Raw genomic sequence first — 17,610 nt, forward strand, 5'->3', positions numbered from 1 at the left:
CGGGGCCGGGCGCGGGGTGCGGGCGGGCGCGGGGTGCGGGCGGGCGCGGGGTGCGGGCGCGGGGCGGGCGCGGGGTGGATGCGGAAAGCGAACAGCGCTGGTGTTCCCCGGGGACACCAGCGCTGTTGTTGTCCTCCACGTCAGCCGTGGAGCACCTGCCTCACTTCGAGCCGATCTCCTCGCGCTTCTCGCCGGTCACCGACGGCACCGCCGGCGACACCGGGGCCTCGGCCGGCCGCTCCACCGGGAAGAAGAAGCCCTTCACCGCGGGCGCGAGCGCACCCAGCCGGTTCATCTTCTTCGGCACCACCCAGCCGGCGTAGTCGAGCGGCACCGGGTGGCCGTGGTCGTCCACCGGGCCGAGCGGCTGGTGCACCTCGTAGAACCGGCCGTCCGGCGCACGCCGGATGATGCCGGTCTCCACGCCGTGCGCCAGCACCTCACGGTCATGCTGTTGCAGGCCGAGGCAGATGCGTACGGCGAGGTAGTAGGCCAACGGCGGCAGGATCACCAGGCCGATGCGGCCCGCCCAGGTCATCGCATTGAGGCTGATGTGGAACTTGTCCGCGATCACGTCGTTGCCACCGGAGAGCGTGGCGATCAGGAAGAACGTGAAGGCCATCGCGCCGACGCCGACCCGCTCGGGCGCATCCCGCGGACGCTGCAGAAGGTGATGCGAGGTCTTGTCCTTGAGGCGCCGGGCTTCGATGAACGGATAGAACATCGGCACCGTGGTGAGCGCGCCGAGCCCGACCACGGCGGGCCAGAACAGCGGCGGGATGCTGTAGCCGTCGCCGAACGGCAGCGTGATCTGCCACGCGGGCATCAGCCGGACCAGCCCGTCCATGAACATCACGTACCAGTCGGGCTGGCTGGCCGAGGAGACCTCGGAGGCGCGGTACGGGCCGAACAGCCAGATCGGGTTGATCTGGAACAGGCCGGCCATCATCGCCACCACGCCGAAGACCGTCATCATGAAGCCGGTCTGCTTGAACACGTAACGCGGGAACATGCGCTCGCCGACCACGTTGTGGTTGGTCCGCATCGGCCCCGGCCACTGTGTGTGCTTCTGCATGAACACCAGGCCCAGGTGCACGCTGATCAGGGCCAGCAGGGCACCCGGGATGAGCAGCACGTGGCCGATGTAGAAGCGGCCGATGATCAGCTCGCCGGGGAACTCACCGCCGAAGACCGACGCGGAGAGCCAGGTGCCGATCACCGGGATGGAGAGCATGATCGCCGAGGCGATGCGCAGGCCGGTGCCGGACAGTCCGTCGTCGGGCAGCGAGTAGCCGGTGAAACCCTCCAGGAAGCCCAGCAGGAACAGCGCGACACCGATCGCCCAGTTCGCCTCGCGCGGCTTCCGGAACGCGCCGGTGAAGAAGATGCGGGCCATGTGCACCACGATCGACGCCATGAACAGCAGCGCCGCCCAGTGGTGCATCTGCCGCAGGAACAGGCCGCCGCGCACCTCGAACGACAGGCGCAGGGAGGACTCGTAGGCGGCGGACATCTCCGTGCCGCGCAGCGCCGGGTACGCCCCGTCGTACACGACCTCCTTCATCGAGGGGTCGAAGTACAGCGTCAGGAACGTGCCACTGAGCAGCAGGAGGATGAACGAGAACAGCGCGATCTCGCCCAGCAGGAAGGACCAGTGGTCGGGAAAGACCTTGTTCAGCAGACCGCGTAGCGGGGTCGCCGCCTGAAAACGGTCGTCCAGGCCCTTGCCGACGTTTGCCGGGACCTGCGACAGCTCGAACTTTCTGCGCTTCATGGCCGCTCCCAGAAGTCGGGACCCACGGTCTCGCGATAGTCGGAACTTGCCACAAAGAAGCCCTCATCGTCCACCGTGATGGGCAGCATGGGCAGCCTGCGGCTCGCCGGGCCGAAGATGGGTCGTGCATTTTCGGTGATCAAGAACTGCGACTGGTGGCACGGGCAGAGCAGACGGTTGGTCTGCTGCTCGTACAGGCTGGCCGGGCAGCCGGCATGCGTGCAGATCTTGGAGAACGCGACGTAGTTGCCCCACATCGCGCCCTTGTTGGCGTGGTCGTTCTCGCTCTTCTGACGCGCGGTCTCGGCGTCGCCCGCCCGCAGATGGATCAACAGGGTGGGCGAGTCCGCGTACTTGTTCGTCGCGCCGCCGGGGATGCCGGGGAAGACGGTGATCTGGCCGCCGACGCTGACGTCCTCGGGCCGCAGCGGGGTGCCGTCCTCGCGGGTGAGACGGACCGGCTGGCCGCCGTTGGCACCCGGGTTGAAGCCGGTGCGGAACAGCGGCGAGTCACCCTCGTAAGACGGCTTGTGCGGGTCGTTGATCAGGCCGCCGACCAGCGGCGCGGCGGCGACCACGCCCAGCGGCGCCAGGCCCAGGCCGATCGCGCCCTTGAGCAGCGGACGGCGCTGCACGCCCAACTCGTCGACCATGTAGGCCATGGTCTGGCCGGTGATCTGCCGCTCCTCCTCGCTGGAGGGCTGGTCGTGCCGCTGCTGGATGGACACCTCGTGCGGCAGCAGCTTCTTGGCCCAGGCCAGCACCGCGAAACCCAGCGCGAACAGCGCGATGGCCAGGGTCACGCCGAGGATCGGCGTGTAGTAGTCGTTCAGCGTGTTGCCGAGCTTGAACTCCCACGGCCACACGATGTAGAAGACCAGGAACGCCAGGGCGGCCACCCCGGAGATCATGAACAGCAACGAGATGGAACGCACCACGCGCCGCTCGGCCTTCGAGTTCGGCCCGGGGAACTGCGACTCGTACGTGACGATCTCAATGTCGTCGCGCCGGGCGCCCTCCTTGACGATGTCGAACCGCGACATCCGCGGGTCGTGCACGTCCACCGCCGACTCGGAGTCGTGGCCGGACTGCTTCAGATCGGTCATGACTTCCCCGCAATCCACAGCGCCGCGAAGACCAGGATGGTGATGCCGACGATGAAGATCGCCAGGCCCTCCGTGGTCGGACCGTAGCGCCCCAGGTTGAACACGCCACCCGGGTCCTTGTCCTGCTGGAGCTGCTGTGTGATGTAGGTGATGATCTCACGCTTCTGATCCGGCGTGATCTCGTTGTCGCCGAACACCGGCATGTTCTGCGGACCGGTCAGCATCGCCGCATAGATCTGCTCGGCGGTCGCGTCGTGCAGGCCCGGTGCGAACTTGCCGGAAGACAGCGCGCCGCCGGCGCCGCCGAAGCCGTGACATGAGGTGCAGTTGAGCCGGAACAGCTCACCGCCCTGCGACAGCGCCTGCGGATGCGTGTCCAGGTCGTCGGTCAGCTCACCCGCGGGAATCTGCGGACCGCCGCCCAACTCCTGGATGTACTGGCCGATCTGCGCCGTCTGCTTGGTGTCGAACTGCGGCGGCTTCTGCTCGGCCTGCGCCTCCTGCCGGGTCATCGGCATGCGGCCGGTGCCGACTTGGAACTCCACCGCGGCCGATCCGACGCCGATCAGGCTCGGGCCCTTGCCCTCAACGCCCTGGGCGTTGCGCCCATGGCAACTGATGCAACTGTTGTCGTACAGCGCCTTGCCGGCCATCGCGTCGTCGGAGAGCTGCCGGTTGTCCTCGGCGAACGCTCCCGGCGCGAAGGCGGTGTAGACGCCGCCGGCCAGGGCCAGCGCGGCGATCATGCGAACCGCGCCGCCGATCCGACGGCGGGTCCGGCTCGGCGCAGTCCGCCGCCTGCGGAACACCCGGAAACGCCGGTTGGCGGGGGTGTCAGAAGTCATGGGCTTGTGTCCTCTGGGTTTGACCTTGACGCGAACAGGCGGCTACTGAAGCCAATAGATCATGGCGAAGAGCGCGATCCAGACGATGTCGACGAAGTGCCAGTAGTACGAGACGACGATCGCGGACGTCGCCTGCGCCGGCGTGAACCGGCCCATCGTCGTGCGGATCATGTAGACGATGAACGCGATCAGGCCGCCGGTGACGTGCAGGCCGTGGAACCCGGTGGTCAGGTAGAACATCGACCCGTACCCGTCCCCGTTGAGCTTGACGCCCTCGTGGACGAGGTGGCGGTACTCGTTCGCCTGGCCCAGCACGAAGATCAGGCCCATCACGAAGGTGATCGTGAACCAGCGGCGCAGCGCGAACACGTCGCCCTTCTCGGCCGCGAACACGCCGAGCTGGCAGGTCACCGACGACAGCACCAAGATGATCGTGAAGGTCGTCGCGTACGGGATTTTGAGGACCTCGGTGTGCCTCTCCCACATGCTGTAGTCCGCCGCACGGATGGCGAAATACATCGCGAACAAGGCCGCGAAGAACATGAGCTCGCTGGAGAGCCACACGATCGTCCCGACGCTGACCATGTTGGGCCGCGTCAGCGAATGGATCCTGCTCTTGTCGATGGCTGAGGCCGCTGTCACGCGCTCATTATTGCCCCGCGATCAGGCAAGCGTGCCGCGGGGGGCCCAATCCGGTGCATGTTGTGGCGCGATGAGACGATCTCGGCCCGCCGACCTCGGATGCCTGCCGTGTGATTCGCGAGAAAGCCTGCGCGGGCGGACGGCGTACGGGATACTGCCGCACCGCGGCGATCCGCCCACGGCCCGACGGGAACGGGTCGGTTCGGTACGATCAGCGTGCAGCTACGAATCTGGGAGCCAGGTCACATCATGAGCGACACCGACAGGTACACCGTCCTGCTCTACAGCGACGACGCCGCCGTCCGGGACCGGATCCGGCTGGCCATCGGCACCCGGCCGGCCGCCGACCTGGAGGTCGAGTTCATCGACGCGTCGACCTGGGAGGACTGCCGCAACCTGCTGGACGAGTACGAGATCGACCTGATGGTGCTGGACGGCGAGGCGACCCCGGCGGGTGGCCTGGGCATCGCCCGGCAGACCAAGGACGAGTACGCCGACCCGCCGCCCACCTGCGTGGTGATCGCCCGCGCCGCGGACCGCTGGCTGGCCGCCTTCGCCCAGGTCGACCACACTCTGCTCGCCCCGCTCGACCCGGTCACCACCGGCCAGACGGTGGCCGGCATGCTGCGCGCCCACCGCGACGGCGCGGTGCCGCTGGGCACCCTCGGCACCATCGACTGACGACACCCCGCATCGCCGTACCCCCCGACGAAAGGCCCGCCATGGGCGCACGCACCTGGCCCGACCTGATCAGCGCGCTGTTGCGCGGCGAGGAGTTGTCGCCGCAGGACACCGCCTGGGCGATGGGCGAGATCATGACGGGCAGTGCGACGCCGGTGCAGGTCACCGGTTTCGCGGTGGCCCTGCGCGCCAAGGGTGAGACGCCTGCTGAGCTGGCCGGCCTGGTCGAGGCGATGCTGGCCAACGCCACACTGATCGACCTGCCGGCCGGCGTGCGCGACCAGGCGGTGGATGTGGTGGGCACCGGCGGCGACCGGGCGCACACGGTGAACATCTCCACCATGGCCGCCATCATCGTGGCCGCAGCCGGTGTGACAGTCGTCAAGCACGGCAACCGTGCCGCATCGTCCGCGTGCGGCACCGCGGACCTGCTGGAGCACTTCGGCCTGCCGCTCGACCTCGGCCCCGCGGGCGTGGCCCGCACGGTGACCGAGGCCGGCATCGGCTTCTGTTTCGCCGCCCGCTACCACCCGGGCATGCGGCACGCCTCGGTCCCCCGCCGCGAGCTGGGCGTGCCGACGTTCTTCAACGTGCTCGGCCCGCTGACCAACCCGGCACGGCCGCGCGCCGCCGCGGTGGGCTGCTTCGACCTGCGCATGGCACCGGTGATGGCCGAGGTGTTCGCACGCCGCGGCGATTCGGCGCTGGTGCTGCGCGGCGAGGACGGCCTCGACGAGTTCACCACCGCCGCGCCCACCCGCGTCTGGTTGGTGCACGACGGCAAGGTCGAAGAGTCACTGGTGGACGCGGCCGATCTTGGCCTGCCCCGCAGCAGCGCCGGTGATCTGCGCGGCGGCGACCCGACGTTCAACGCCGACGCCGCGCGCCGGATGTTCGGTGGCGAGGCCGGACCGGTGCGTGACGCCGTCCTGATCAACGCCGCCGCGGCGTTCGCGGCGCAGGCGGGCTTTCCCGGCGGCCTGGAGGCCGCGCTGCGGGCGGGCTTGACGCGTGCGGCCGAGACGGTCGACGCCGGTGCCGCCACGGCCCTGCTGGAGCGCTGGGTGAGCGTCGCCGTCGCGGCAGCGTCCGCCGCCCAGGAGTGAGCCACCCGTGCCGGGCCGGCACCTCGGCACGCGGCGCGGACAACACGCCGGAGCGGCCTGCTTCCCCATCCGGGTGACCCGTGGCAGCGTCAGAATGACATTCGGGTAATCCCCTGTCAGCGGAGAGGAGCAAGCCCATGAAGGAACGCGAGCTGCGCTGCGTCATCTGCGACGCCGACATGACCTTCGAGGCGCCGCCCTGCGTGGACGGACACGACGAATGCCCCGAGTTGCTATGCACGCGATGCGGCGCCGCAGAGATCCTGTTTCCCCACGCGCTGCGAGTGCGCCGTCCGGCGCGCCGAGTGGCACCGCAGCAGCGCCGGGTGGCATGACACGCACGAGGGGCGTGCCCGTCGTCGGGAACGCCCCTCGGCTTCTGCCTGAGTGTCGGCGGCCCGCCGCCGACACGTCGTCCGTCGTCAGTGCTCGACCGCGTGCCGGGTCCCCGAGTAGTACTCGAACAGCAGCCCGCACGCGGACAGGATCACCATGATCAGGCCGAGCGCGATCAGCCACCACATCCAGAAGACCAGGCCCAGGCCGGCGATCGAAGCGGACAGCGCCAAGCCGAACGGCCAGTAGCTGCCCGGGCTGAAGAAGCCGATCTCTCCGGCGCCCTCGACGATCTCGGCCTCGTCCCGGTCCTCGGGCCGCAGGTCGATGCGTCGCGCCACGAACCAGAAGAAGCCTCCGCACATCGCGCAGAGCAGGCCGGACAGGATCAGCGCGACGGTGCCGATCCATTCCAGGTGGCCGGTCTGGCCGTGAGTGTAGAAGCCGTACACCGCGGCGGCGGCGAACAGGAATCCCGCGACCGCGGCGAAGATCTTGTACTCGGTCTTCACGTGCTCTACTTCCCCGATGCGACGGTGTCGGACTGGTACCAGCTCTGGTTCTGCCGCCGGGTGTCGAACGGTTCGGTGGTCACCGCGTACCGCTCCCGGCCGGTGAAGCCGGCGGCGCCCATGGCCTCCGGGGAGGTCGCCCCGCCCTTCAGGGCGCCCAGGAACCGGTTGAACCGATCCGGGGAGACGACCACCAGCTCGAACTGCATGAAGGCGTGATAGGTGCCGCACAGCTCGGCGCACCGGCCGACATAGCGGCCCTCCTTGTCGAGGGTGACCTCGAAGGTGTTGCGCACATTGCCCGGGAAGACGTCCCTCTTGAACAGCAGCTCGGGCACCCAGAACGAGTGGATCACGTCACGGCTGGTCTCCTCGAACCGGATCTTCTCCCCGGTGGGCAGCACCAGCAGTGGGATCTGGTCGGAGGTGCCGAGCGTGGACGCCACGGTGTGCGCGTCCTTGCCGACCCCGTCACGGTAGTTGAACTGCCAGTTCCACTTGAACGCGACGACCTCGACGACCTGCTGCGGATTGCGCGACAGCTTGTCCACGTCGGTCTGCACGATCGCCGTGTAGTAGAAGAGGATGCACACCACGAGCACCGGGGTGACCGTGTAGAGCACCTCCATCGGCATGTTGAAGCGGGTCTGCACGGGCAGCTCGTCGCCGCGCTTGCGGTATCGGATGACGCACCAGAAGATCAGGCCCCACACCAGGACGCCGACGGCCAGCGCCGCGATCACCGAGGCGATCCACAGGTCGTACATCTTGTGGGCCTGCAGGCTCACGCCCTTGCCCGGCCATCCGAAGTGACCGAAAGCGCTACCGATGCCGTCCGCGGAGCACCCCGTGAGCAGGGTCAGCAGCGTCACCGTGCCGACCCCGAGCCCGGCGAGCCGGACCGCTCGCGGCCGTGCGGCCGTACTCTTTACGCCCACCTGCTCCTGCCTCCCATGCAGCGCCTCCGGAGCCCTCGGCCACCGGGTCAATCCGGACACCGGCGGCAAGGCGTCACCGACGGTCGCACATTACTCGACCTGGCCCTCACGCCCCGTTGCGGGGGTCCGATCTCCACCGCAGCCGGGTAACGCCCGGACACCCGGACGATACCGTTTCACAGGTGGAAGACACTGCCGTTCCCGCCGGTGCGCCGACATCCGCCGGCCCGGACGCGACCTACCTGGATGCGGCGACGGCCGTGCCGCCGCACCCGGTGACGCGCCAGGCGCTGCTCGCCGCGCTGGAGGACGGCTGGGCGGACACCGACCGGTTGTACGCGTCCGCTCGCCGCGCGCGCCGCCTGCTGGACGCGGCCCACGAATCGATGGCGGAGTCGTTGGGCGTACGGCCGGATGAGGTCTCGTTCTGGCCGTCCGGCGCCGCGGCGGCCCAGGCCGGCGTGCTGGGGCTGGCAAGCGCGCGGGCGCGGACGGGGACTCGCCTGGTGCATTCGGCGATCGAACACTCCGCGGTGCTGCACGCGGCGGCCCGGCACGGCGACGCGGTCGAGGTCGGCGTCGACATGCCGGGCCGCCTCGATCTGCCGGCCTGGACCGCCGCGGTGACCACGCCGGGTGTCGCGGCGGCGGCGCTGATCAGCGCCAGCCATGAGGCCGGCACGGTGCAACCGGTGGCCGAGGCCGCTGCGGCGTGCGCCGACGCGGGTGTCCCCCTGCATGTGGACGCCGCGCAGTCGGTCGGCCGGCTGCCGGTGCCGCCGGGCTGGTCGTCGTTGTCCGCGAGCGCCCGCAAGTGGGGCGGCCCGGCCGGGGTGGGCGTGCTCACGGTCCGCAAGGGCGTGCGCTGGGTGTCGCCGCATCCGGGCGACGACCGCTTCCGTCCGCGCGCGACGGGCGCGGCGAGCGTACCGGCGATGGTGGCCGCGGCCGCCTCGTTGCGCGCCGTGCTCGCCGAGGCGGACGTGGAGAACCGGCGGCTGTCCGCGCTGGTCGACCTGATCCGATCCGAGGTCGCCCGCACGGTGCCCGACGTCGAGGTGGTCGGCGACCCGGTGCGCCGGCTCCCCCACCTGGTCACGTTCTCCTGCCTGTACGTGGATGGCGAAGCGCTGCTGCACGCGCTGGACCGGCGGGGTTTCGCCGTCTCGTCCGGTTCGTCGTGCACCGCTTCGACGCTGCGTCCCAGCCACGTCCTGGAGGCGATGGGCGTGCTCAGCCACGGCAACGTGCGGGTGTCGCTGCACCGCGGCGTCACCGAACCGGACGTCCGGCGTTTCCTGGCGGTGCTGCCCGGCCTGGTGGCCGAGATCCGGGCCGAGGTGGGCCTGTGACCACGCTCGACTGCCGCGGTCAGCGCTGCCCGCTCCCGGTGATCGCGTTGGCGAAGGCCATCCGCGACACACCAGTCGGCGGGATCGTCCGCGTGCTGGCCGACGATCCCGCCGCGGCGGGTGACATCCCGGCGTGGTGCCGGATGAAGGGTCACGAGTTCGTGGGCCGCTCCGGCGTCACCTTCGAGGTGCGCCGCAGCGGCGGCACGACGTGACCGGGGCGGCGGTTCAGGCCGCCGGCAGGAACGGCAGGACCTCGGCGGCGGCCTCGTCGCCGTACGAGTCGGCGAGGCGCTTGGCGAACATCTCCGGCTTGATCTCGTATTCCTGCGGGCCCACCGTTTCCAGCACCAGAGCGGCCACCAGCGAGCCGACCTGGGCGGAGCGTTCCAGGCTCAAGCCCCAGCCGATGGCGGCAAGGAAGCCGGCCCGGAATCCGTCCCCGACGCCGGTCGGGTCCTCCGGTGACACGCCACGCACCACCGGAACGTGAATCCGGTCCAGGTCGCGGCCGGTGATCTCCACCCCGTCCGCGCCGCGCGTGGTGACGCGGATCTGCACGTGCTCCAGCACCTGATCGCCGCTCATGCCGGACTTGTTCTCCAGCAGGGAACGCTCGTACTCGTTGGTCATCAGGTACTGCGCGCCGCTGATCAGCGACAGCACGTCGCCGCCGTCCATGCGGGCGAGCTGCTGCGACGGGTCGGCTGCGAAGGCGTAGCCGCGCTCGCGGCACTCCTGCGAGTGCCGCAGCATCGCCGCCGGGTCGTTGGCGGCCACCATGACCAGGTCCAGACCGCCGACGCGCTCAGCGATGGGCGCGAGTTCGATGTTGCGCGCCTCGGCCATCGCGCCGGCGTAGAACGAGGCGATCTGATTGAGGTCGTCATCGGTGGTGCAGACGAAGCGCGACGTCTGGGCGACCTCGCTGACGTGCACCGAGGCGCAGTCCACGCCGTGTCGTTCGAGCCAGGAACGGTAGTCGGCGAAATCCGCGCCGACCGCACCGACGAGCAGCGGCCGCAGGCCGAGTTGTCCCATGCCGTACGCGATGTTCGGAGCCACACCTCCGCGGCGCACCACGAGGTCGTCCACCAGGAACGACAGCGACACCGTGTGTAGCTGGTCGGCGATGAGCGATTCGGTGAACTTGCCGGGGAAGTGCATGAGGTGGTCAGTGGCGATCGAGCCGGTGACGGCGATCTTCATGTCGTCCCTCGATGTCGTGAACGGGGGGTTACCGGCCGAGCGTACCGGGGTGCCGGACCCACCGCCGGACCACCCGCCGTCACGACGGGGTCGACGCTGTGCGTGTATCGACGCCGTGCGGGGCGCCGACCGTGGCCACGGTCGGCGCCCCGCACGGCGTCTTGACGGTGCTGCGTCAGTGGAAGGAATCACCACATGCGCAGGAGTTCTGCGCATTCGGGTTGTCGATGGTGAAGCCCTGCGCGTCGATCCGGTCGGCGTAGTCGATCGTCGCGCCGCCGAGGTAGGGAGCGCTCATCCGGTCCACCACGACCTCGACGCCGTTGAAGTCGCTGACGATGTCGCCGTCCAGCGACCGCTCGTCGAAGAAGAGCTGGTAGCGCAGGCCGGAGCAGCCACCGGGCTGCACGGCGATGCGCAGGCGCAGGTCGTCGCGCCCTTCCTGCTCGATCAGGGCCTTGACCTTGTCAGCGGCAACGTCGGTCAGGATGATGCCGGTCGGCGCTGCCGCGGCGGCCCCGGTCGACTCGGTGTGCGCTTCAGTGGTCACGTGCGGATCTCCCAGCTTGCGGACGGTTCTGCCGTAGTCTGCAACGCTAGTCGCCCCGGAGCGGATTCCCAATCGGGGAGATGCTCGTCACCGGCTCCATTGCCGGGCCAGCCGGGTGCCGATCTCGCGCAGCCCACGCTCCGGCTCGGCCAGCGCGGTCGCGGTCGACCCGAAGTGGTCCACCAGCGAGTGCAGTTCGGTGACCCCGGCCGCGGCTGCCTCCCGGTGCCCCGTCTCCACCCGCCCGGCCACCACCACGCAGGGCAGTCCCCGGTCGCGGGCGCCGGCGGCCACCCCCGCGGCGACCTTGCCGCGCAGCGACTGGTGGTCGAATGATCCCTCGCCGGTGATCACCAGGTCCGCTCGGTCGAGTTCGGCGTCCAGGCCGATCGCGCCGGTCACCAGGGCGATGCCGGAGACCGTGCGGCCGCCCAGCGCGAGCAGGGCGGCACCGATACCGCCGGCCGCTCCGGCGCCCGGGCGCACCGCCAGCCCGGTGACGTCGAACGCCTTCTCCAGCACGTCGGCGAAGTGCTCCAGCGCCGCGTCCAGCCGCAGCACGTCGGCGCGGTCCGCGCCCTTCTGCGGGCCGAAGACGTTGCTCGCGCCGTGCAGGCCGGTGAGCGGGTTGTCCACGTCGGTGGCCGCTACCAGCGACACCTGGCGCAACCGTGGGGTCCCACCCAGCCCGGCCGCGGCGATCAGGGCCGCGCCGCCGTAGGGCAGGGCGTACCCCGCGACGTCCACCGGCGCGGCGCCGAGGGCGGCCAACATGCCGGCGCCGCCGTCGTTGACCGCCGAGCCGCCCAGGCCCACCACGATCTCCCGGGCCCCGGACTCGACCGCGGCGGTGAGCAGCAGTCCGAGCCCGTACGAGGTGGTCACGTTCGGATCCCGCTCCGCGTCGGTGAGCAGGTGCAACCCGCACGCCTGTGCGCTCTCCACATACGCCGTGGCGCCGACGAGCAGCACCTCGCCCTGCGCCGGGCGGCCCAGCGGATCCACCGTGCGCACCGGCACGCGGCGGGCCGGCAGCGACGACGCGAGCACGTCGATGAAGCCGGGGCCGCCGTCGGCGAGGGGGCGCAGCACGGTGTCGTCGCCCGGTGCACCCTCGCGCCATCCCGCCGCGAACGCCTCGGCGGCGGCCGGGGCGGACAGGGTCCCGGCGAACTTGTCCGGACAGATCAGCACGCGCACGCAAGCAACGTACCGGGCGGCCCTGGCTGTGGTGTCCGATGACACTGCGGCGCCGGCGCGCCGCTGTGGAACCATGGTGCGCGTGACCTCGACCTGGACCGAGCCGGCCAACACCGCCACCGCCCTGCTGCTGCTCGGCAAGGGCACGGACCCCGCCAGTGAGCGCGGCGTGGACTGCCCCGGTGATCTGCCCGCGCCCAGCGACCCCGGCCTGGTCGCACGCGCCCGGGCCGCCAAGGACGCACTCGGCGATCGGGTGTTCGTGTTGGGGCACCACTACCAGCGCGACGAGGTCATCCAGTTCGCCGACGTGACCGGCGACTCGTTCAAGCTCGCCCGCGAGGCCGCCGCCCGGCCGGACGCCGAGTTCATCGTCTTCTGCGGCGTGCACTTCATGGCCGAGAGCGCGGACATCCTCACCTCCGACCGGCAGCAGGTGGTGCTGCCGGATCTCGCCGCCGGGTGCTCGATGGCCGACATGGCCGTGCTGGGTCAGGTGGAGGCCGCCTGGGAGCAGTTCACCGACCTGGGCATCGCGGACGAGATCGTGCCGGTCACTTACATGAACTCCTCGGCCGACATCAAGGGCTTCGTCGGGCGTCGCGGCGGAGTGGTGTGCACCTCGTCCAACGCCGAGCGCGCCCTGACCTGGGCCTTCGAGATCGGCTCCAAGGTCTTCTTCCTGCCCGATCAGCATCTGGGCCGCAACACCGCGGTGCGGCAGATGGGTTTCTCGCTGGACGACTGCGTGCTGTACGACCCGCACAAGCCGAACGGTGGCCTGACCGCGGAGCAACTGCGCGACGCCCGGATGATCCTCTGGCGCGGGCACTGTTCGGTGCACGGCCGGTTCACCCTCGACAGCGTGCGCGAAGTGCGGGACCGGGTCCCCGGCGTGACGGTCCTGGTGCACCCGGAGTGCCGGCACGACGTGGTGCAGGCCGCCGACATGGTCGGATCGACGGAATACATCATCAAGGCCCTGGAGGCGGCACCGGCAGGCTCCGCGTGGGCCGTGGGCACCGAGCTCAACCTGGTGCGCCGCATGGCGCTGGCGCACCCCGACAAGCAGATCATGTTTCTGGACCGGACGGTCTGCTACTGCTCCACCATGAACCGCATCGATCTGCCGCACCTGGTGTGGTCGCTGGAGGAGTTGGTCGCCGGCCGGGTGCCGAACCGGATCGTGGTCGACCCGGGCACGGCGCACCACGCACGGGCCGCCCTGGACCGGATGCTCACCCTTCCTTAAGGATCACTCAGCGTATCCGCCAATTGTCGGAGCGCACCCGAACGTCTTTTTTCCGCCTTAATTGTTGGCGGTTAATCCCTTCATGGGTGTTATGCCTTATTCGGCTCTTGTCACTCAGCGCTATGCTGCCCGGGCGGCAGCGGCGACCTCGTGCGCGTCGACCGCCACCCCTCGACGATTCCCGGGCACCGACGCCCGCCGGCTGGAGGTTACGTTGACCGACGATGTGCTGACCGTGCACGGTGGGACACCGCTGCGGGGACAGATCCGGGTCCGTGGCGCCAAGAACCTGGTTTCCAAGGCGATGGTGGCCGCCTTGCTGGGCGAGTCCCCGAGCCGCCTCTACGACGTGCCGCGCATCCGCGACGTCGAGGTGGTGAGCGGCCTGCTCGAACTGCACGGCGTCAAGGTGAGCGCCGGCGCCGACGACGGCGAGCTGGTGATGGACCCCACCAACGTGGAGGAGGCCAGCACCGACGAGATCAACGTGCACGCCGGGTCGAGCCGCATCCCGATCCTGTTCTGCGGGCCGCTGCTGCACCGCGTGGGCCGAGCGTTCATCCCGGACCTGGGCGGCTGCCACATCGGGCCGCGCCCGATCGACTTCCACATCCAGGCCCTGCGGGAGTTCGGCGCGATCGTCGACAAGGCGCCCGAGGGCATGCACCTCAGCGCGCCGAACGGCCTGCACGGCACCAAGCTCGAACTGCCGTACCCCAGCGTCGGCGCGACGGAGCAGGTGCTGCTCACCGCGGTGCGCGCGGACGGCGTCACCGAGCTGCGCAACGCGGCCATCGAGCCGGAGATCATCGACCTGATCTGCGTGTTGCAGAAGATGGGCGCGATCATCACCGTGCACACCGACCGGGTGATCGAGATCCAGGGCGTGCCCCGGCTGCACGGCTATCAGCACAAGCCCATCCCGGACCGGATCGAGGCGGCGAGCTGGGCCGCCGCCGCCCTGGCCACCAAGGGCGAGATCGAGGTGCTGGGCGCCCGGCAGGCGGACATGATGACGTTCCTCAACGTGTTCCGCTCGATCGGTGGCGAGTTCGAGATCACCGACGCCCGCGTCGCCCGCCCGGGCGTGACCGGCGTCGAGGGCGGCATCAAGTTCTGGCACCCCGGCCACGAACTGCAGGCGGTGGCGCTGGAGACGGACGTGCATCCCGGCTTCATGACCGACTGGCAGCAGCCGCTCGTGGTGGCCCTGACCCAGGCCCGCGGCCTGTCGATCATGCATGAGACGGTCTATGAGCAGCGGCTGGGATACACCCAGGCGCTGAACCAGATGGGCGCCACCATCCAGGTCTACCGGGATTGCCTGGGCGGCACGCCGTGCCGCTTCGGCCGCCGCAACTTCAAGCACTCCGCGGTCATCGCCGGCCCGTCCAAGCTGCACGCCGCCGATCTGGAGATCCCGGACCTGCGGGCCGGGTTCAGTCACCTGATCGCGGCGCTCGCCGCGGAGGGCACCTCCCGGGTCTACGGCGTCGACCTGATCAACCGCGGCTACGAAGACTTCGAGGGCAAACTCGGCGCGCTCGGCGCCCTCGTCGAACGGCTCTGACGGCGGTGTAGGCCTGGTCGAGAGACTTGGTTACTCTTCTTGTCGTGCCCTCGCTCTTTCGCCGCAAGTCCCCAGACCTCGTCGCCGACGCCGTCACCGAGACGGAGACCGACGCCGAGGTGCAACGGCCGAAGAGCTACACGCCCAGCAAGAAGGAGCTCGGCCAGGCGACGCCGAAACGCGTCAGCTCCGGTCGCCGGGTGGGTGGCGAGCAGCAGGCGCCGACCAACCGCCGCGAGGCGTACAAGCAGATGCGCGAGCGGCAGCGCTCGGAGCGCGCCGAGGCCGCGGCTGGCATGCGCGCCGGCGACGAGCGCTACCTGCTGGCCCGCGACCGCGGCCCGGAGCGTGCGCTGGTGCGCAACATCGTCGATGTGCGCCGCACTGTCGGCACCTGGTTCTTCGCCGGCGCGATCATCGTCTTGGTCGGCTCCTCCACCAAGATGCCGCCGATCGTCCAACTGGGCGCGAACCTGCTGTGGGCGATCCTGGCCATCGCGGTGGTGGTGGACAGCGTCCTCATCGCGCGCAGCGTGCGCCGGCTCGTCCGGGAGCGCTTCCCGAAGACCACGCAGCGGATGGGTTCCCTGGCGCTCTACGGCATCATGCGGGGCCTGACGTTCCGCCGGATGCGGGTGCCGAAGCCGACCGTCGAACTGGGCGACAAGGTCTGACCGGCCCGGTCCGGGACCGAACCCGGCCGGATCAGGGCACACCGGCCAGGCGCAGCAGCGCCGCAGTGCCGGCCGCCGCCACCACGACCACCACGAACGGCACCTTGCGCCAGGCCAGCAGCGCGCCCACGGCCACCCCCGCCGGACGCGCTACCCCGGCCGGCCCGGCGTTCTCGGTGAGCGCGGCCGTCGCGGCCAGCGCGGCCAGCAGCGCCGTAGCCGCCAACGGCAATACCTTGCGGGTGCGGGCGGACAACCGCAGCCGGCCGCGCAGCACGACGCCACCGAGCCGCAGGGCGTAGGTCCCCACGGCCAAGGTCAGGATTGCCGCGATCAGCATGGTTCCACCGGGCGGGAGGGTTCCGCCGTCGGCGAAGTCGGCCGGGAAGCCTGCTGCCCCGAAGCGCGCCGCGGCAGGAACAACGCGAGCAGCCCCAGCAGCGCGCACATCACCGGCAGGCCAGCGGGCAGCACCGGGGTCAGGACGACGGCCACACCGGCGCCGGTCAGCGCGACAAGGCGGGTCTCCCGATCGCGCAACGACGGCGTGATCAACGCGATCAGGCCGGCCGGGAAGGCGGCGTCGAGTCCGAGCGTGGCCGGGTCCCCGGTGGCCCCGCCGAGCAGCACGCCCACGGCGGTGCCGACGTTCCAGAAGGTGAACAGCGTCAGCCCGATCAGCCAGTAGGTGCGGCGCCGTCCCGCCGGGTCGGGCTCGGCCAGGGTGAATGCGACCGTCTCGTCGGTCATCAGGTGGCTGCCGACCAGCCGGTCGCGCCAGCGCGGGCCGATGGTGTCCGACACGGCCAAGCCGAACGGCAGGTGCCGGGCATTCAACAGGAGGCCACCGAGCACCGCGGCGACCGGGTTGCCGGCGGCGATCAACCCGACGGCGAGAAATTGTGCGCCGCCGGCGAACACGGCCGTCGACATCAGGAACGGCAGCCACAGGGGCAGCCCGTAGGACACGGCGATGGCGCCGAAGGACGCGCCCACGGCCACCATCGCCGCGGCGATGGCCACCGCGTCGCGTCTCGGCGATGCCGTTCGTTGTGCCGTACGCATGGTTTGAAATAATGAACGAAAGCCCTCCGTTCGTCAAATCGAACGGATCGACCGATGGAGTGAACGTTGCAGGATCCCGCACCGCCCCTGGCCACCATCGCCGCCGCGCTGCGCGCCGAACGCGAACGCGCCGGCATCTCCATCGCCGAACTGGCCCGCCGCGCCGGGGTGGCGAAGTCCACGCTGTCCCAGCTAGAGGCGGGCACCGGCAACCCTGGCATCGAGACGCTGTGGTCGCTGGGCGTGGCGCTGGGCGTGCCGTTCAGCCGCCTGGTCGAGCCGCCCACCCCGGCCGTACGGGTGATCCGGGCCGGCGAGGGACCACGCCTGAGCGCGGACCGTGCCGACTTCGTGGCCACCCTGCTCGCGGCCGGCTCCCCGGACCGGCGCCGCGACCTGTACGTGATGGAGCTGGAACCGGGCCAGCCCCGGGAGGCCGAGGCGCACCTGCCGGGCAGCGTGGAACACGTCGTGGTGGCCGCCGGGCGCATCATGGCTGGTCCGGCCGCCGAGCCGGTGGAGCTGGCGGCCGGGGACTACATCTCGTTCCCGGGCGATGCGCCACACCGGTACGAGGCGCTCACCGCGGGTTCCTGGGCGGTGCTGGTCATGGAGCACCGCTGACATGCCGGCGGGCGACCACGTCACCGGCCCGGACACGGGTCGGCCAGGTCCGACCGCCGCTCCGGCATGATTACTCCGAGCGAACCTCGCCCGCCGCGACGGCCCGCAGATACGTGGCGTATCGCCGAAACCCCGAAGCGGCAAGTGCACCGAACGTGACGACGGCGCACCGTA

General features: G+C 70.4%; 20 protein-coding genes. 9 read left to right on the forward strand and 11 right to left on the reverse strand.

Features of this window, described 5'->3' with window-relative positions; all coding sequences use genetic code 11:
- Positions 1 to 160: 160 nt before the first annotated feature.
- From qcrB to ctaE, 4 genes are read right to left on the reverse strand one after another with little or no spacing between them, the layout of a single operon-like run.
- Positions 161 to 1,774 carry a cytochrome bc1 complex cytochrome b subunit gene (qcrB, locus tag IEY73_RS11060; RefSeq protein ID WP_189079060.1) on the reverse strand — a complete coding sequence of 538 codons (1,614 nt, stop codon included), beginning with the start codon at positions 1,772 to 1,774 and terminating at the stop codon, positions 161 to 163.
- A complete protein-coding gene (qcrA, locus tag IEY73_RS11065) occupies positions 1,771 to 2,880 on the reverse strand; it encodes a cytochrome bc1 complex Rieske iron-sulfur subunit (protein WP_189079061.1) in 1,110 nt (369 codons plus the stop codon). Before qcrA ends, qcrB begins: the two co-directional genes overlap by 4 nt.
- Entirely contained in the window at positions 2,877 to 3,725 is an 849-nt protein-coding gene (gene qcrC / locus IEY73_RS11070) for a cytochrome bc1 complex diheme cytochrome c subunit (protein WP_189079062.1), read from the reverse strand. The genes qcrA and qcrC overlap by 4 nt, the downstream gene beginning before the upstream one ends.
- A 42-nt stretch (positions 3,726 to 3,767) precedes the next feature.
- The gene (gene ctaE / locus IEY73_RS11075; protein WP_189079063.1) at positions 3,768 to 4,367 is read right to left on the reverse strand and encodes an aa3-type cytochrome oxidase subunit III; all 600 of its coding nucleotides are present in this window, start codon (positions 4,365 to 4,367) and stop codon (positions 3,768 to 3,770) included.
- A 249-nt stretch (positions 4,368 to 4,616) separates the two neighbouring features.
- Between ctaE and IEY73_RS11080 the strand changes: the two genes are divergently transcribed.
- The 3 genes from IEY73_RS11080 (at position 4,617) to IEY73_RS11090 (ending at position 6,489) form a co-directional block, all read left to right on the forward strand.
- Positions 4,617 to 5,048: a hypothetical protein gene (locus IEY73_RS11080; protein WP_189079064.1), complete on the forward strand. Its 432-nt coding sequence runs from the start codon at positions 4,617 to 4,619 to the stop codon at positions 5,046 to 5,048.
- Between the two features lie 41 nt (positions 5,049 to 5,089).
- Positions 5,090 to 6,154 carry an anthranilate phosphoribosyltransferase gene (trpD, locus tag IEY73_RS11085; RefSeq protein WP_189079065.1) on the forward strand — a complete coding sequence of 355 codons (1,065 nt, stop codon included), beginning with the start codon at positions 5,090 to 5,092 and terminating at the stop codon, positions 6,152 to 6,154.
- Positions 6,155 to 6,291: 137 nt separating this feature from the next.
- Positions 6,292 to 6,489, forward strand: a complete 198-nt coding sequence (locus IEY73_RS11090) for a hypothetical protein (protein ID WP_189079066.1) — start codon at positions 6,292 to 6,294, stop codon at positions 6,487 to 6,489.
- Positions 6,490 to 6,576: 87 nt separating this feature from the next.
- Here the strand turns inward: IEY73_RS11090 and IEY73_RS11095 are convergent, their stop codons facing one another.
- Positions 6,577 to 7,002, reverse strand: a complete 426-nt coding sequence (locus tag IEY73_RS11095; RefSeq protein ID WP_189079067.1) for a cytochrome c oxidase subunit 4 — start codon at positions 7,000 to 7,002, stop codon at positions 6,577 to 6,579.
- Positions 7,003 to 7,007: 5 nt separating this feature from the next.
- Positions 7,008 to 7,940, reverse strand: coding sequence for an aa3-type cytochrome oxidase subunit II (gene ctaC / locus IEY73_RS11100; protein WP_189079068.1), 933 nt, complete (start codon positions 7,938 to 7,940; stop codon positions 7,008 to 7,010).
- A gap of 182 nt (positions 7,941 to 8,122) precedes the next feature.
- Here ctaC and IEY73_RS11105 point away from each other — a divergent pair, with 182 nt between their 5' ends.
- Both IEY73_RS11105 and IEY73_RS11110 read left to right on the forward strand, forming a co-directional pair.
- Positions 8,123 to 9,292 (forward strand): cysteine desulfurase family protein, encoded by a 1,170-nt coding sequence (locus IEY73_RS11105; protein WP_189079069.1) that lies wholly within the window; start codon positions 8,123 to 8,125, stop codon positions 9,290 to 9,292.
- The gene (locus IEY73_RS11110) at positions 9,289 to 9,507 is read left to right on the forward strand and encodes a sulfurtransferase TusA family protein (RefSeq protein WP_189079070.1); all 219 of its coding nucleotides are present in this window, start codon (positions 9,289 to 9,291) and stop codon (positions 9,505 to 9,507) included. The genes IEY73_RS11105 and IEY73_RS11110 overlap by 4 nt, the downstream gene beginning before the upstream one ends.
- 13 nt (positions 9,508 to 9,520) lie before the next feature.
- Here the strand turns inward: IEY73_RS11110 and IEY73_RS11115 are convergent, their stop codons facing one another.
- The 3 genes from IEY73_RS11115 to IEY73_RS11125 form a co-directional block, all read right to left on the reverse strand.
- The gene (locus IEY73_RS11115; protein WP_189079071.1) at positions 9,521 to 10,501 is read right to left on the reverse strand and encodes a carbohydrate kinase family protein; all 981 of its coding nucleotides are present in this window, start codon (positions 10,499 to 10,501) and stop codon (positions 9,521 to 9,523) included.
- Between the two features lie 175 nt (positions 10,502 to 10,676).
- Positions 10,677 to 11,051 carry an iron-sulfur cluster insertion protein ErpA gene (erpA, locus tag IEY73_RS11120; protein ID WP_189079072.1) on the reverse strand — a complete coding sequence of 125 codons (375 nt, stop codon included), beginning with the start codon at positions 11,049 to 11,051 and terminating at the stop codon, positions 10,677 to 10,679.
- Between the two features lie 87 nt (positions 11,052 to 11,138).
- Positions 11,139 to 12,251, reverse strand: a complete 1,113-nt coding sequence (locus tag IEY73_RS11125; protein WP_229715753.1) for a glycerate kinase family protein — start codon at positions 12,249 to 12,251, stop codon at positions 11,139 to 11,141.
- Between the two features lie 82 nt (positions 12,252 to 12,333).
- Here IEY73_RS11125 and nadA point away from each other — a divergent pair, with 82 nt between their 5' ends.
- The 3 genes from nadA (at position 12,334) to IEY73_RS11140 (ending at position 15,747) form a co-directional block, all read left to right on the forward strand.
- Complete coding sequence (nadA, locus tag IEY73_RS11130; RefSeq protein WP_189079073.1) at positions 12,334 to 13,503, forward strand: quinolinate synthase NadA; 1,170 nt, start codon at positions 12,334 to 12,336, stop codon at positions 13,501 to 13,503.
- A 214-nt stretch (positions 13,504 to 13,717) separates the two neighbouring features.
- Positions 13,718 to 15,073 carry a UDP-N-acetylglucosamine 1-carboxyvinyltransferase gene (gene murA, locus IEY73_RS11135; protein WP_189079074.1) on the forward strand — a complete coding sequence of 452 codons (1,356 nt, stop codon included), beginning with the start codon at positions 13,718 to 13,720 and terminating at the stop codon, positions 15,071 to 15,073.
- Positions 15,074 to 15,117: 44 nt separating this feature from the next.
- Entirely contained in the window at positions 15,118 to 15,747 is a 630-nt protein-coding gene (locus IEY73_RS11140; RefSeq protein WP_189079075.1) for a DUF3043 domain-containing protein, read from the forward strand.
- A gap of 31 nt (positions 15,748 to 15,778) precedes the next feature.
- On the opposite strand, the gene IEY73_RS11145 is transcribed toward IEY73_RS11140, so the two are convergent.
- Together IEY73_RS11145 and IEY73_RS11150 are read right to left on the reverse strand one after the other, a co-directional pair.
- The gene (locus tag IEY73_RS11145; protein WP_189079076.1) at positions 15,779 to 16,087 is read right to left on the reverse strand and encodes an AzlD domain-containing protein; all 309 of its coding nucleotides are present in this window, start codon (positions 16,085 to 16,087) and stop codon (positions 15,779 to 15,781) included.
- Positions 16,081 to 16,812: an AzlC family ABC transporter permease gene (locus tag IEY73_RS11150; RefSeq protein ID WP_189079077.1), complete on the reverse strand. Its 732-nt coding sequence runs from the start codon at positions 16,810 to 16,812 to the stop codon at positions 16,081 to 16,083. Before IEY73_RS11150 ends, IEY73_RS11145 begins: the two co-directional genes overlap by 7 nt.
- Positions 16,813 to 16,878: 66 nt before the next feature.
- Here IEY73_RS11150 and IEY73_RS11155 point away from each other — a divergent pair, with 66 nt between their 5' ends.
- Positions 16,879 to 17,436: a helix-turn-helix domain-containing protein gene (locus IEY73_RS11155; RefSeq protein ID WP_189079078.1), complete on the forward strand. Its 558-nt coding sequence runs from the start codon at positions 16,879 to 16,881 to the stop codon at positions 17,434 to 17,436.
- Positions 17,437 to 17,610: the final 174 nt, after the last annotated feature.

The organism is Mangrovihabitans endophyticus, assembly GCF_014646155.1.
Taxonomy (GTDB): domain Bacteria; phylum Actinomycetota; class Actinomycetes; order Mycobacteriales; family Micromonosporaceae; genus Actinoplanes; species Actinoplanes endophyticus.

Bases quoted from the DNA above. Each gene is read 5' to 3' on its own strand.
- qcrA (WP_189079061.1), bottom strand. From the start codon at position 2,880: ATGACCGATCTGAAGCAGTCCGGCCACGACTCCGAGTCGGCGGTGGAC.
- IEY73_RS11145 (WP_189079076.1), bottom strand. From the start codon at position 16,087: ATGCTGATCGCGGCAATCCTGACCTTGGCCGTGGGGACCTACGCCCTG.
- IEY73_RS11150 (WP_189079077.1), bottom strand. From the start codon at position 16,812: ATGCGTACGGCACAACGAACGGCATCGCCGAGACGCGACGCGGTGGCC.
- IEY73_RS11080 (WP_189079064.1), top strand. From the start codon at position 4,617: ATGAGCGACACCGACAGGTACACCGTCCTGCTCTACAGCGACGACGCC.
- IEY73_RS11090 (WP_189079066.1), top strand. From the start codon at position 6,292: ATGAAGGAACGCGAGCTGCGCTGCGTCATCTGCGACGCCGACATGACC.
- IEY73_RS11115 (WP_189079071.1), bottom strand. From the start codon at position 10,501: ATGAAGATCGCCGTCACCGGCTCGATCGCCACTGACCACCTCATGCAC.
- qcrC (WP_189079062.1), bottom strand. From the start codon at position 3,725: ATGACTTCTGACACCCCCGCCAACCGGCGTTTCCGGGTGTTCCGCAGG.
- trpD (WP_189079065.1), top strand. From the start codon at position 5,090: ATGGGCGCACGCACCTGGCCCGACCTGATCAGCGCGCTGTTGCGCGGC.
- qcrB (WP_189079060.1), bottom strand. From the start codon at position 1,774: ATGAAGCGCAGAAAGTTCGAGCTGTCGCAGGTCCCGGCAAACGTCGGC.